This is a genomic window from Azospirillum sp. FG154, from assembly GCF_057809575.1.
The window spans coordinates 162974-177070 of record NZ_JBMDKF010000002.1; the positions used below are offsets into that span (position 1 = coordinate 162974).

Genomic DNA, 14097 nt, shown 5'->3' on the forward strand with positions numbered 1-14097 from the left:
GGACATGACGCGCCGTCTCTCATTGCAAAATCGCCGCCGCACGATTGGTGTTGGCAAGCGTCGCTGTGGTGGGGACCGCACGCATGGTTGGCGTCGCCGGGTTGGGAGTAGTCGGGTTGGGCGTGGCTGCTTGAAGAAGATTGGGTTTGCCTTCCGTCTGAGCCCGCCACGCGCGCAGGGCGAGCAGGGTCGAATTTTGATCGGGCCGGTGATAGGCGGAAAAGCGTCGGTTGTGGATCTTGGCCTGCGCGTCGGCCCACACCTTGGTCCAGTCGATCGCGCCATCGGTCAAAAGCCGATCTTCGATGATCCGCAACAGGGCTTGGTTGACGATGGCTGTGCCGATGTTTTGGGTCGCCAACACCAGCGCGTTTGGGGCCTGCTCCAAGGTGGCGCGCAGCCGCAATTGCCCGCCGCAGGATCCCCAGAACACGAAGGCGGTGTTGGCGGTGATCTCCGGCATGGTTTCGTCTTCGTGGTAGCTGTGGCCACGATGAATGACGACGCTCGGCGTCAGCTTGGCGTAGCGCAGCCAATCCTGCACGGCCAGCCGACCGGCTTCGCCGCCATCGGGGGTGTCGGCGACGATGATGATCCGTCGGTCGAACCGTTCCGGGCTGTAAACCACGACAAAGCCAAGATACTCCTCAATCGCCCACCCCATCGCGCGCTGAGCCTTGATGAAGCCGTTGAACGATGTCTTGCCGTCAAGGTCGTTGTAGAAGGTCATCCGCTGAACGTTGACGCCATTCTGGAACAATCGACTCTCGGTCAGGACCGGAGCCGGTTGGGTGGGGTAACGTTCGGCGAAGCGTTCCGACGCGAAGGCCATCGTGGTCGGATGTCCGGCGACGCGCGCGGCGTGGATGCCCCCGGCAAGCCCAGCCGTCGCCTTGACCAATGGGCTGCGCGTGGTCCGGTGATGTTCGGCCAACTCATCCTCAAGCGCGGCGCGGATTTCCTCGGACTTGCTGTCCATGGCGTCGGCCAGGGCGCCCGCCACGATGGGCGGGTCAATCTTTTGACCCTGCGCCAGCAACGCCCGGACGCTGCCTCGCGCCAATTCGGGCGCGTTGCCCGCCATTGAGCCGAACAGCGTGTCGGCCCGCCCGCCGCTCACGACGGCGACGAAGAAATCCCCCCACAGGGGGCTCGCCGCCGGGTCGCGGGCCAGATCGAAGAAGGTGCGCCGCTCCTGCTTCAGCTTGATGGTCAGGATGTCGAGAATGCCGTCAAAGGATGAGGTGTAGAGTTGAGGGCCGATTCGGGCGATCAGCTCGAACAGGATTTCAATCGGAAGCGCGTTGATGATTCGGAAACGGTCCTGCGGGGACTCCTCGGCCATCTCGTCAATCAGGGCGCCGATCTTGGCGGACAGCGCGAAAGGCTCTTTGGAGAAGCTCGTCGCCAAGGCCCTGCGCGCCTGGATTTCCAAGGCGAGCAGATTTTCCGGCGGCATCAGCTTCCGCAATTCATGCCGGGTTTCATAAAAGGACATTCCGGTGTGGAGCGAACGCGCCAGCAGGTTGGGGGTCAAGGCCCGCCCGATGAGCGCCATCCCGCCGGGCCGCCTGGACAATTGATCCACCGCGCCAATCGCGTCGTACGGCGCGGCCAGAACGGCGTCGCGCAGGATGGCGGTGGCGGCCTCGCTGGGAAACAGGCTGGAGCAGCGGAACGCTTCGTCCGGCTGCTCACGCGCCAAAAGCTGAAACCCGGCGTCGCCGCCGGACAAGGCGCTCAGAACCGCCGCTCCAGCCGGATCGCCATCCCAGCAGGTTGGATTGGACTCGTCGAAAACAAAAAGTTTGGGGGTCGGACGGTGGTGAAGGGGCGCGGGGCGGGCTGTGCTGGGCGTGATCTGAGCGTTGGCCGCGCCGGACCAGCCAACAATCACCATCGCCGTGCAGGCCGCCACGGTCAGAAGGCGCTGGCGAATGGATGGCCGTGGCGAACGGGCGGCGGTGCTCAACATGCGTCCCAACTCTGCAAAAGCGGATCTGGAACAGTTATGGACCGGGCAACGGACAGCATTCAACGATGGAAATGAGGACAGGTCGTTTCACGACGCTTAAATCCTGTGCGCCTGCGCCGTTTTTTCTGAAAAAGCGCCAAAGCATCGAAAAGCATCGATCACACCGGCGAGTGTCGCGCAGGTTTCTTCGCTTCTGAAACTTGATCGCGAGATGTTGTGTGAAAATTTCCTAAAATGGTCGTTTTCGGGCGACGGTCGGATTCTGTCGGTTGCCGAACCTCAAAAAAACCGGGCGGGGCGTCCGCTCCATGGACTCAACGCTCCCACCCGGCCCGTCCTCGATCCGATCAATCCTCTTCGAGCGAGACCAGCGAGGTGTTGCCGCCCGCCGCCGTCGTGTTGATCGTCAACGTGCGTTCCGCCGCGAAGCGCGCGAGGTAACGCGGACCGCCCGCCTTCGGGCCGGTGCCGGACAGCCCCTCGCCGCCGAAGGGCTGCACCCCGACCACCGCGCCGATCATGTTGCGGTTGATGTAGATGTTCCCGACCGGCATCCGCTCGGCGATCTTGCGGGCGGTGCGGTCGATGCGGGTGTGCACGCCCAACGTCAGGCCATAGCCGGTGGCCTCGATGGCGTCGAGCATGGCGTCCAGCTTGTCGCCCTTGAAGCGGATGACGTGCAGGACCGGGCCGAACACCTCGCGTGGCAACTGGTCGAGGCTGGTGATTTCAAAGGCGTGCGGGGCGAGGAAGCTGCCGTTGGCGCAGCCATAGGGCAGCGTGCCTTCAAACAAGGTGACGGCCTCCCGTTTCATCCGCTCGACATGCTGTTGCAGGATGGACAGCGCCTCGCCGTCGATCACCGGGCCGACGTCGGTGGACAGCAGGGCCGGATCGCCCAGCCGCAGTTCCGCCGCCGCGCCCTTCAGCATCTCGATCACCTTCGGGGCGATGCCGTCCTGGACGAACAGCACGCGCAGGGCCGAACAACGCTGACCGGCGGAGCGGAAGGCGCTGGTCACGACGTCGTCCACCACCTGCTCGGGCAGGGCGGAATTGTCCACCAGCATGGCGTTCTGTCCGCCGGTTTCGGCGATGAAGGGGACGATGGCCCCGCCGCGCGTCGCCAGAGTGAAGTTGATGAGGTGGGCCGTCTCGGTCGAGCCGGTGAAGGCGACGCCCGCCACCCGACGATCGCCGACCAGTTTGCCGCCGACGGTCGCGCCGTCGCCCGGCAGCAGATGCAGAACGTCCAGCGGCACGCCGGCTTCCAGCAACAGCCTGACCGTGGCCGCCGCGATCAGCGGGGTCTGTTCGGCGGGTTTGGCGATCACCGTGTTGCCCGCGACCAGAGCAGCGGCGACCTGTCCGGCGAAGATCGCCAGTGGGAAGTTCCACGGGCTGATGCAGACGAACACCCCGCGCCCGGTCAGGCGCAGCTCGTTGCGCTCGCCGGTCGGGCCGGGCATCGCCATCGGCTGGAAATCGGCGCAGGCGCGGGTGGCGTAATAGCGGCAGAAATCCACCGCTTCGCGCAGTTCGGCGATGGCGTCGGGCAGCACCTTGCCAGCCTCGCGGGTCAGCAGGGCCAGCAGCTTGTGGCGGTCGCGCTCCATCAGGTCGGCGGCGCGGGTCAGGCAGTCGGCGCGCTCCGTCACCGGGCGGGCCGACCAGGCGTGATGGGCGGCGGTCGCCAGAGACAGGGCGCGCTCGACGTCCTCGGCGGTCGCCTCGACGACATGGCCGACGACCCGCGCGTTGTTCGACGGATCGACGATGGGGCGACCATTGCCCGCCGGGGTCATCCCCCCGACGATGGGGCCGCCGGTCCACGGCTTGCTCCAGGCCGCCGCCATGCCGGTCAGCAGTGGGCCGACGATGGTCGGGTCGCTGAGGTCGGCGCCCTGGCTGTTCAGCCGCTCCGCCCCATAGAGATCCTTGGGCAGCGGGATGCGCGGGTGCGGCTTCACCGCCAGACCGGCGATGCGGGCGACCGGATCGGCGACGATGTCGGCGATGGGAACCTGCTCGTCCTGGATGCGGTTGACGAAGGAGGAGTTGGCGCCGTTTTCCAGCAACCGGCGGACCAGATAGGCCAACAGATCCTCATGGCTGCCGACGGGGGCGTAGACGCGCACCGGCATGTCGGGGCCGACGATCTGGTGATAGAGCGGCTCGCCCATGCCGTGCAGGCGCTGGAACTCGAAGCCGACGCGGTCGCCCGCCATTTCCAGGACCGAGGCGACGGTGTGGGCGTTGTGGGTGGCGAACATCGGGTGGAAGACGTCGCGACGGCTGAGCAGCTTGCGGGCGCAGGCCAGATAGGAGACGTCGGTGGACGCCTTGCGGGTGAAGACCGGGTAATTGTCCAGGCCGCGTTCCTGGCCGCGCTTGATCTCGCTGTCCCAATAGGCGCCCTTGACCAGCCGGATCATCAGCTTGCGCCCGACCCGCGCGGCCAGATTGCCCAACCACTCGATCACCGGCAGGGCGCGCTTCTGATAGGCCTGCACCGCCAGCCCGAACCCTTCCCAGCCATTGAGCGCCGGGTCGCTGAACACCGCCTCAATCAAATCCAGCGACAGGTCGAGCCGGTCGGATTCTTCGGCGTCCACGGTCAGATGAATGCCCGCCGCCTTGGCCTTCAGGGCCAGATCGAGCAGGCGCGGGCGCAACTCCGCCATCACGCGGGCCTGTTGGGCGATCTCGTAACGCGGGTGGATGGCCGACAGCTTCACCGAAATGCCGGGGCTGGTCAGCACGTTGCGGGCGCCGCGCGCCTTGCCGATGGACTCGATGGCGCGCGCGTAGGTCTCTTGATAGCGGTCGGCGTCCGCCTGGGTGCGGGCGGCTTCGCCCAGCATGTCGTAGGAATAGCGGTAGCCCAGCTTTTCGCTGTCGCGGGCGCGGTCCAGCGCCTCTTCAATGTTGCGGCCCATGACGAACTGGCGACCGAGGATGCGCATCGCCTGCATCATCGCCTGCCGGATCACCGGCTCGCCCGCGCGGCTGACCAGACGGTCGAGCAGACCGGCGGGCTGGCGCTGGTCCTCGTCGTCCAACCGCACGACCTTGCCGGTCAGCATCAAGGCCCAAGTTGAGGCGTTGACGAACAGGCTGTCGGCCTTGCCGAGATGGCGCGTCCAATCGGCGCCGCCGATCTTGTCCCGGATCAACAGATCGGCGGTTTCAGCGTCGGGAATGCGCAGCAGCGCTTCCGCCAGGCACATCAGCGCCACGCCCTCCTTGGTGGACAAGCCAAATTCTTGCAGGAAGGCGTCGAGCGCGCCGAAGCGGGGACGGGTTTCCCGCAGCTTGGCGACGAAACCACCGGCGGCGTCCTGCACCCGGCGGCGGGCGTCAGCGGGCAGGGCGGCGATCTGGATCAGCCCATCCAGCACCCGCACCTCATCGGCGCGGTAGGCGGCGACGATCGCGGCGCGGTCCGGACGCACGGCGGGAAACTCGGCGGATGCAAGCATGGGATGGTCCATCGCTCTGTGGTGTGAAGATAATTCAGTATAATAAGATTTAAGCCGATGATGGTCCGTTTGATTGTTGATAAAACAAAATTTTTTATGGCATAATTGATTGTTGTCAATAGAAAATTTGGAATGAAGGATGGAGCGCTCCCTCGACCCCACCGACGTCAAGATCCTGCGCGAATTGCAGGAGGATGGACGGCTCAGCAACGTTGAACTGGCGCGCCGGATCAACCTCAGTCCAGCGGCGTGTTTGGAACGGGTGAAACGTTTGCAGAATGACGGCATCATTCAGCGTTACGTGGCTCTGCTCGATCCCCACCGGTTGGACTCTGGCATGCTGGTGTTCGTGGAGGTCGTGTTGGACCGCACCACCCCGGACAATTTCGACGACTTCAAGGGCACCGTGCTGCGCATGCCCCAGATCATGGAATGCCATATGGTCGCGGGCGGCTTCGATTACCTCGTCAAAGCGCGGGTGCGCGACATGAATGAATACAGATTGTTCCTGGGCGAGCTTTTGTCCACCGCGCGCGGCGTGCGGGAAACCCACACCTACGCGGTGATGGAGGAGGTCAAGAGCGTCACCGCCATCCCGCTGGATGGGTTGCTGGGGTGATGGCTGATCGCCTCAGTCCAATTCCCATCTTGCAAGCATGTTTCGATTCAAGACGCAGAATGCGAACGGAGCGGGGCTTTAAAGCCTTTTCTGGACGCTAAATACTTTTTCGACAAGCAATTTCAAGGCTCGAACACAGCGGCATGGTCTTTGCTTATTCCCCGCGCCGGTTGGCACACGACGATCTATTGTTTCTAGACGGCTTTGCGTTTTGGACGGATTGTTGGATGCTGGCTTTCGTTGCAACGATTGAGATGGAACAGCGTCATGCGCGTCAACACACCGATCACAAAGACTGAAGCGCATCTGACGGAAGGTGTTCCACTCGTTTCGCGCACGGACACGGGTGGCCGGATCACCTTCGTCAACAAGGCCTTTGTCGAAATCAGCGGCTTTGCCGAACATGAGCTGATCGGGTCGCCTCACAATCTTGTCCGCCATCCCGACATGCCGAAGGAGGCGTTCGCCGATCTGTGGGCGACGATCAAGCTTGGGCGGTCTTGGGAAGGGTTGGTCAAGAACCGGACCAAGTCGGGTGATTTCTATTGGGTGCGCGCCAACGTCACGCCGGTGATGGCCGATGGGGAGGTCAAGGAATACATCTCCATCCGCTCCAAGCCGTCGCGCGAGGATGTCGCGGCGGCGGAGGCCCTGTACGCGGCGATGCGGAACGGAACCGCCACGGTGGTTCTGGCGCAGGGGGAGTTGTTGAAACGCAGCCGTGCGGCCCGTGTCGTCGCGTCGGTGAGCAACAGCATCGCCCGGCAATTGATCGCGGTGTTCGGGGTGCTGATTCTCGCGTTGCTGCTGGCGGGGTGGTTGGGGTTGGACGGCATGTCCGATTCAAACGAGTCGCTGCGCACGGTTTATGAGGATCGGACGGTTCCGGCCTTTCAGATCGGCGAAATTCTGAATCACACGCGGGAAAACCAGCAAATCATCACCGATTTGGTGATCGGCTTGCGCGACGGCATGCCAGACAAAGAGGTCAAGGAGCATCTTAAAGAAATTGAGGACAACGGCGCCTATATGGCGAAATTGCTGAAAGAGTATTTGGACACTTATCTGACGCCGGAAGAAAAAATCCTGGCCAAAGAATATCAGGAATTGAGCGAGCGTTTCAACCGCGAGGCTATCGCGCCAGCGATCACGCACATCAAGGACAGCAATTCTCTGGCATTGGAAATCCACGTTCGCAAGGTTTTGAAACCGCTGTTCCTTGAACTCCACGACGTCAACGACAAGCTGCTGGAATTGCAAATCCGCGTGGCGCGGGAAGAGTATGAAAAGGCCGCCGCTGACTTCAAAACCCGCTTCGCGCAACTCTTCGTCGCGCTGATGGCAAGCTGCGCGCTCGCCACGCTGTTTGGCCTGCTGATTTTGCGGACGGTTCGTCGCCCGCTGGCGGCGATGGAGAAGACTTATGGCCGCGTCGCCGTCGGCGATTACATGAGTCCGGCCGAGCCGATCGCCATCGCCGAGTTCAAACGGATCGCTTCCGAGTTGAACGCGATGAAGGCGAAGATCGGCTACAGCCTGTACGAGGGGCAGGAAATGGAGATCCGCCAAAAGGATTTGACCCGCCAGACTCTGCTGGAAACCTGCAAGGCCATCGAAAGCGACCTCGACGCAACATGGATCGGGGTGGAGCAGGCTGGACGCCGGGCGGGCGATGGCATCACCAATCTGATGGACTCGCTGGGGGTTGTGCGGGAAAACACCGTGGTGGTGTCGGCGGCCTCCGAACAGGCCAGTTCCAACGCCTCCTCCGTGGCGGCGGCGACCGAAGAGTTGAACGCGGCCGGGCACGAGATCGCCCGGCAGGCGGCGCGCTCCAGCGAAGTCGCGCGGAAGGCTGTGGACAGCGCGCGGGATTCGGCCTCGGCGATCAGCCGGATGGAAATCGCGACGGAGGAAATCGGCAAGGTCGCCAGCCTCATCAACGACATCGCCGGGCAAACCAACCTGCTGGCGCTGAACGCCACCATCGAGGCGGCGCGCGCGGGCGAAGCGGGCAAGGGCTTCGCCGTGGTGGCGGGCGAGGTGAAAAGCTTGGCCGGGCAAACCGCGCGGGCGACCGGCGACATCGCGCGTCAGATTGAACAATTGAAGGCGGCGGTGACGGGCAGCGTCTCGGCCATTCAAACCGTCATCGCCGTCATCCAGGAAATCGACGAAGCCGCGTCCGCCACAGCGGCGGCGGTTGAGGAGCAATCGGCGGCCAACGGCGAAATTGGCCGCAGCGCCACCAACTCCGCTGGCGGCGCCTCGCAGGTGTCGAGCAGCGTGCTCCACATTCGTGACCAGACCGACGAGATCACCGACATCGCCCGCGACGTCAGCCGCCGTATGAGCGACACCCAATCCGCCGTGTCCGATCTGAAACGGCGCTTGGTCATCGCGCTCCGCCAATCCGTGGCGGGGGACCGTCGCACCTCCGACCGCATTCCGTGCGAAGATCCAATCACCGTGGTGATTGGCGCGAACCGCGTGTCGGCGACGATGCTGGACCTGTCCATCGACGGCCTGTTGGTCGATCCGAAGGGGCTGCCGACCCTGGTCGAACACAGCGTGGTCAATGTGGTGCTGCGCGACGCCGGCGAATTGCCCGCCATCGTCGCCGGAAGCAGCGATCTGGGCCTGCATCTGGCCTTTGGCGAGCTGTCCGACGCGCAAAGCGCCAAACTGGAAGAAGCCTATCGCCGCCTGATCGAAACCGACCGTCCCTTCATCAAGACCATCCAGGACGGCGCGGCGTCTCTGGCTAGGTTGTTGGAAGACAGTCTGCGCGATGGCAAGATCACGGAAGAAGCGCTGTTCTCCACCCAACTGACCAGCGTTCCGGGCACGGCGCCGGAACAGTTCATGGCGCCGTTCACCGATTTGACCGACCGGCTGTTTCCAACCTTGCAGGAACAGATTTTGGCGTCCAACCCGCGATTCCAGTTCTGCGTCGCGGTCAACAGCGTCGGCTATCTGCCGACCCACAACGCCCGTTATTCCGAACCGCAGCGTCCCGGCGAGGTGGACTGGAACACCGCGCACAGCCGCAACCGGCGGCTGTTCACCGACCGGGCCGGTTTGGCGGCGGCGCGCAACACGCGGGCCTTCCTGTTGCAAGCCTACCGCCGCGACATGGGCGGCGGGCAGATGGTCCGCCTGAAGGAGGTTGACGCCCCGATCATCGTCCGTGGGCGTCATTGGGGGTCGTTGCGCCTGGGTTATCGGGCCTGAGCGCGTTGCGCGGCGGTCAAGGCGTCTGCTTGTCCGGCACCAGCACGGTCCCGCAGATCGCCTTGATCGCCTCGGCCTGGTCGGCTCCGGCGGATCGGGCCAACAGCCCTTGGCCAAAGGCGAAGGCGTAGAACAGATAGGCGCGGGCGAAAGCCTGATCGGGCGGCAGGCCCAGCGCGACGAACAGGTCGGCGACGCAGCGCAGACGCTCCCCGTCCACCTCGGCGATCACCCCCTCCGCCTCCGGCGCGCGGCGCGCCCAATCACGGACGGCCAACTCGATGGCCATGCCGCGCGGGTTGTTGCCGCTGTAAAGCGCCAGCAGATCATGCAGTTGCTTGGCCGGTTCGCGGCCGTCCAGCCGGGTTTGCTCCTTGATCGCGGCGATGCGGCCCTGTTTCCAGCCGTCCAGCAGGGCGTTCATCAGGTCGGTGCGGTCGCGGAAGTGCCAGTAGAAGCTGCCCTTCGTGACCTTCAGCTTTTTCGCCAGCAACTCGACGCGGACCTGTTCGACGCCGCCTTCGGCCAGGGCGGAGAAGGCGGCGGTCAGCCACGAGTCGCGATTTTTTGTTTTTGCTTCCATAACCCCGATCCGCCCCAATCCCTCCGGTCGCCCCATTTCCAGAAACGCGTTGGGGCGGACGATCTATAGCCGAACAGTCGGTGGATTGGCAGCTTTAAGGCGACGCGGGACAGCTTGGCTTCGCCTTGCTACAGTCATCGTTCAGGGATCTTTCGCGAACGACAGACCAGAGACAAGGCACCATGGACAAAGGCTCGCCGAAGGCCATCCGGCTTCAGGATTACCGCCCCCCCGCCCACCGCATCGACCGCGTCGCTTTGCACGTCGATCTGGGGGAGGACGTCACGACCGTTCGCGCCGTGCTGGCGATCCGCCGCAACCCCGACCGACCCGACGCGGCGGCGGAACCGCTGACGCTCGACGGCCAGCGGCTGGCGCTGGTTTCGGTCGCGCTGGACGGGCGGGCGCTGACGGCGGCGGATTACACCGTGACGCCCGACCACCTGATCCTGACCGACACGCCCGACAGCTTCACGCTGGAAACGGTGGTTCAGATCAAGCCGCAGGAAAACACGGCGCTGGAAGGGCTGTACAAATCCTCCGGCAACTTCTGCACCCAGTGCGAGGCCGAGGGATTCCGCAAGATCACCTATTTTCTCGACCGCCCCGACGCGATGGCGGTCTACAGCGTCACCATCACCGGCGAGAAGGCGCGTTATCCGGTTCTGCTGTCCAACGGCAATCTAGCCGAATCCGGCGATCTGGCCGACGGGCGCCATTGGGCGCGCTGGGAGGATCCCTTCCCCAAGCCCTGCTACCTGTTCGCGCTGGTGGCGGGCGCGCTGGTCCATGGCGAGGATCGTTTTCGCACCGCGTCCGGCCGCGACGTCACCCTGCGGATCTATGTCGAGCCGGGGAACGAGGACAAGATCGACCACGCCATGCGCTCGCTCGTCAAATCCATGCGCTGGGACGAAGAGGTCTATGGGCTGGAGTATGACCTCGACATCTTCAACATCGTCGCGGTCGGCGATTTCAACATGGGGGCGATGGAAAACAAGTCGCTCAACGTCTTCAACACCAAATACATCCTGGCCAAGCCGGAAACCGCGACCGACGCCGATTTCCAGAACATCGAGGCCGTCGTCGCCCACGAGTATTTCCACAATTGGACCGGCAACCGCGTCACCTGCCGCGACTGGTTCCAACTGTCGCTGAAAGAAGGGTTGACGGTTTTCCGCGATCAGGAATTCTCCGCCGATCTGAACTCCCGCGCGGTCAAGCGCATCGCCGACGTCCAAGGGCTGCGCACCGTGCAGTTTCAAGAGGACGCGGGCGCGATGGCTCACCCGGTGCGGCCCGACAGCTATGTGGAGATCAACAACTTCTACACGCCCACCGTCTACAACAAGGGCGCGGAAGTCATCCGCATGATCCACACCCTGTTGGGGCCGGACAACTACCGCAAGGGCACGGATCTGTATTTCCAGCGGCATGACGGGCAGGCCGTGACCTGCGACGATTTCGTCGCCGCCATGGCCGACGCCAGCGGCGTGGATCTGTCGCAGTTCCAGCTCTGGTACCGGCAGGCGGGAACCCCGGAGCTGGACGTCGCGGGCGCGCATGACCCGGCGACCCAAAGCTATCGGCTGACCGTGCGCCAGACCGTGCCGCCGACGCCGGGCCAGCCGACCAAGCTGCCGATGCACATTCCGCTGGTCGTCGGCCTGCTTGGCCCCGACGGCGCCGATCTGCCGCTGCGTCTGGCGGGCGAGGATACGGCGGGCGGAACCAGCCGCATTCTGCACGTCACCGCCGAAACCCAGACCTTCGTCTTCCAGGACGTCGCCAGCCGCCCGGTCCCGTCGCTGCTGCGCGGCTTCTCGGCTCCGGTGACGCTGAAGACCGACCTGTCGGACGCCGATCTCACCTTTCTGATGGCGCATGACAGCGACGCCTTCAATCGATGGGAGGCTGGGCAAAGTCTCGGCGGGCGCATCCTGTTGGGGTTGGTCGCCGACCAGCAGGCGGGGCGCGCCCTGGTTCTGCCCGACAGCTACGTCGCCGCCGTCGCCAAGGTGCTGGAGGACGCCGATCAGGATCCGGCCTTCGCCGCCCAAGCCCTGGTTCTGCCGACCGAAGCCTATCTGGGCACCCAGATGGCGGTGATCGATCCTGACGCCATCCACACCGTCCGTGAATTCGCCCGCAAAATTCTGGCGACGGCTCTGCGCGCTCAATGGTTGGCGGCCTATCGGCGCAACGCCACGCATGGGGAATTCTCGGTGGACGCCGCCGCCATCGGCAAGCGGGCGCTGAAAAACCTGTGCTTGGCCTATCTGATGGCGGCGGAGGACGCCGAGGCGTTGGGCCTGTGCCTGGGCCAGTATCACGGGGCTATGGCGATGACCGACGTGATCGCCGCCCTGCAATTCCTGTCCAATTCGGCGGCGGAGGAGCGGGCCGAGGCCATCGCCAGCTTCTACGAGCGTTGGAAGGGGGAGGCGTTGGTCGTCGACAAATGGTTCAGCGTTCAGGCGATGTCCCACCGTGCCGACGCTTTGGAACGGGTGACGGAACTTCTCGACCACCCGGCCTTCGAGATTCGCAACCCGAACAAGGTCTACGCCTTGATTGGCGGCTTCGCCAACGGCAACCCGGTTCGCTTCCACGCGATCAGCGGCGCTGGGTATCGGTTCCTGGCCGATCAGGTTCTGCGGATCGACCCGATGAACCCACAGGTTGCGTCGCGCCTGATGGGGCCGTTCTCCCGCCTGCGGCGCTATGACGCGGCCCGTCAGGGGCTGATGAAGGCCCAGTTGGAGCGGATCGTCGCCACGCCGGGCCTGTCGGCGGATGTTTACGAGGTCGCCAGCAAGAGCCTGGCGGCGGCGGGCTGACGCTGAACATGGAAAAGGGCCGGAGGTTTCCCTCCGGCCCTTCCACCATCGCGAAGACCGCGTGGAGTCCCAGGCTTACTTCTGCTCGCTCAGGAAGGCGACCAGATTATCGACCTTCTGCGGGTCCTTCAGGCCGGCGAAGGCCATCGTGCCGCCGGGGACGATTTCCTTCGGGGCGGTGATGTAGGCCTTCAGGTTGTCGGCGGTCCAGACATAGCCAGCCGCGCCCTTTTCCTTCATCGGGGCCGAGTATTTGAAGCCGTCGATCGAGGCGGCCGGGCGGCCAACCACGCCAAACAGCGACGGGCCGACCTTGTTCTTGCCCTGCTCGGCGGTGTGGCAGGCCATGCAGACCTTGAACACGTCCTTGCCAGCGGCGGCGTCGCCCGCCTGCGCGGCGCCGGCGCCCATGACAACGGCGGCCACCAGAGCCACGCCCATCAAATGCTTCTTCATTCCTCGGCTTCCCTTCCGATGTGATGGTCAGCGAAGCCCGCCGACCGAATTCGCGCGGCAGCATACACATTCCAAGGGTCAGGCCAACCCCCCAACATGCCGCTGTCCTACCAAAGAACACCCCGACGGGGCTATTTCATCCAAGTGAGAAACGCAACCATGGCGGCAACCACAAGGATCGCCGCCCAAGGCAGATAGAAACCGTTTTGCGCCGACGCGGCCTTGCCGTGGCCGACGACGACCGGCGAGGCGATGTCCGCCGCCGCGTCCGGGGCATCAGCCGCCGCCGGGGCGGGCGCGTCGAGCAGCGCGGAAAAACGGACGAAGAAATCATCGGCCATCTTGCGCGCCGTGGCGTCGACCAGACGGGAACCGATCTGGGCCAGCTTGCCGCCGACCTGGGCGTGCGCCTTGTAGGTCAGCACGGTGGCGGTCCCCTCGCTGGCCAACGTGACCGAGGCCCCACCCTTGCCAAAGCCCGCGACGCCGCCCGAACCTTCGCCCGTGATGGTGTAACCGTTCGGCGGATCGAGATCCGACAGCGTCACCTTGCCGGAAAATTTCGCGCTGACCGGCCCAACCTTGGCGACCACCTTGGCGGTCATTTCCGTGTCGGATTGTTTCACCACCTCGTCGCAGCCGGGAATGCACTGGCGCAGCACCTCCGGGTCGTTCAGCGCGGCCCAGACGCGCTCGCGTGGGGCTTCGATCCGGTGGCTTCCGCTCATGTCCATGGTTCGTCGATCCTCCAAGCCCGTTGTTGTCCGCACGCGCGGCGTTCCGGTTGCGATCCAAGATAAGGGATCGTCGCGCGCTTCAACAGCCCCCTCAACCATAGAAAAGCGATCATGACGCGCGTCTTTGCATTTGCTAAGACCGTGGCGTTTCCTGACCGCACCGAAATGGCG

General features: G+C 64.3%; 8 protein-coding genes. 3 read left to right on the forward strand and 5 right to left on the reverse strand.

Annotated features, from left to right (window positions below; all coding sequences use genetic code 11):
* Positions 1-19 precede the first annotated feature (19 nt).
* Together ACODS4_RS02980 and putA are read right to left on the reverse strand one after the other, a co-directional pair.
* Complete coding sequence (locus ACODS4_RS02980; RefSeq protein WP_488860567.1) at positions 20-1975, reverse strand: hypothetical protein; 1956 nt, start codon at positions 1973-1975, stop codon at positions 20-22.
* A 347-nt stretch (positions 1976-2322) separates the two neighbouring features.
* On the reverse strand, positions 2323-5457 hold the full coding sequence (gene putA, locus ACODS4_RS02985) for a bifunctional proline dehydrogenase/L-glutamate gamma-semialdehyde dehydrogenase PutA (RefSeq protein ID WP_488860569.1): 3135 nt from the start codon (positions 5455-5457) through the stop codon (positions 2323-2325).
* 139 nt (positions 5458-5596) lie between these two features.
* Between putA and ACODS4_RS02990 the strand changes: the two genes are divergently transcribed.
* Together ACODS4_RS02990 and ACODS4_RS02995 are read left to right on the forward strand one after the other, a co-directional pair.
* Positions 5597-6076 (forward strand): Lrp/AsnC ligand binding domain-containing protein, encoded by a 480-nt coding sequence (locus ACODS4_RS02990; protein ID WP_488860571.1) that lies wholly within the window; start codon positions 5597-5599, stop codon positions 6074-6076.
* A gap of 267 nt (positions 6077-6343) precedes the next feature.
* Positions 6344-9310 (forward strand): methyl-accepting chemotaxis protein, encoded by a 2967-nt coding sequence (locus ACODS4_RS02995; RefSeq protein ID WP_488860573.1) that lies wholly within the window; start codon positions 6344-6346, stop codon positions 9308-9310.
* Positions 9311-9326: 16 nt separating this feature from the next.
* Here ACODS4_RS02995 and ACODS4_RS03000 read toward each other — a convergent pair whose 3' ends face one another.
* Positions 9327-9893, reverse strand: coding sequence for a TetR/AcrR family transcriptional regulator (locus ACODS4_RS03000; protein WP_298375426.1), 567 nt, complete (start codon positions 9891-9893; stop codon positions 9327-9329).
* 182 nt (positions 9894-10075) lie between these two features.
* Between ACODS4_RS03000 and pepN the strand changes: the two genes are divergently transcribed.
* Complete coding sequence (gene pepN / locus ACODS4_RS03005; RefSeq protein WP_488860575.1) at positions 10076-12733, forward strand: aminopeptidase N; 2658 nt, start codon at positions 10076-10078, stop codon at positions 12731-12733.
* Between the two features lie 75 nt (positions 12734-12808).
* Here the strand turns inward: pepN and ACODS4_RS03010 are convergent, their stop codons facing one another.
* Entirely contained in the window at positions 12809-13189 is a 381-nt protein-coding gene (locus ACODS4_RS03010) for a c-type cytochrome (RefSeq protein WP_488860577.1), read from the reverse strand.
* Between the two features lie 131 nt (positions 13190-13320).
* On the reverse strand, positions 13321-13923 hold the full coding sequence (locus ACODS4_RS03015) for an SRPBCC family protein (RefSeq protein ID WP_488860579.1): 603 nt from the start codon (positions 13921-13923) through the stop codon (positions 13321-13323).
* Between the last annotated feature and the right edge of the window lie 174 nt (positions 13924-14097).

Coding starts and splice junctions, on each gene's coding strand:
- pepN (WP_488860575.1), top strand. CDS start 10,076: ATGGACAAAGGCTCGCCGAAGGCCATCCGGCTTCAGGATTACCGCCCC.
- ACODS4_RS03000 (WP_298375426.1), bottom strand. CDS start 9,893: ATGGAAGCAAAAACAAAAAATCGCGACTCGTGGCTGACCGCCGCCTTC.
- ACODS4_RS02990 (WP_488860571.1), top strand. CDS start 5,597: ATGGAGCGCTCCCTCGACCCCACCGACGTCAAGATCCTGCGCGAATTG.
- ACODS4_RS03010 (WP_488860577.1), bottom strand. CDS start 13,189: ATGAAGAAGCATTTGATGGGCGTGGCTCTGGTGGCCGCCGTTGTCATG.
- ACODS4_RS02995 (WP_488860573.1), top strand. CDS start 6,344: ATGCGCGTCAACACACCGATCACAAAGACTGAAGCGCATCTGACGGAA.
- putA (WP_488860569.1), bottom strand. CDS start 5,457: ATGCTTGCATCCGCCGAGTTTCCCGCCGTGCGTCCGGACCGCGCCGCG.
- ACODS4_RS02980 (WP_488860567.1), bottom strand. CDS start 1,975: ATGTTGAGCACCGCCGCCCGTTCGCCACGGCCATCCATTCGCCAGCGC.
- ACODS4_RS03015 (WP_488860579.1), bottom strand. CDS start 13,923: ATGGACATGAGCGGAAGCCACCGGATCGAAGCCCCACGCGAGCGCGTC.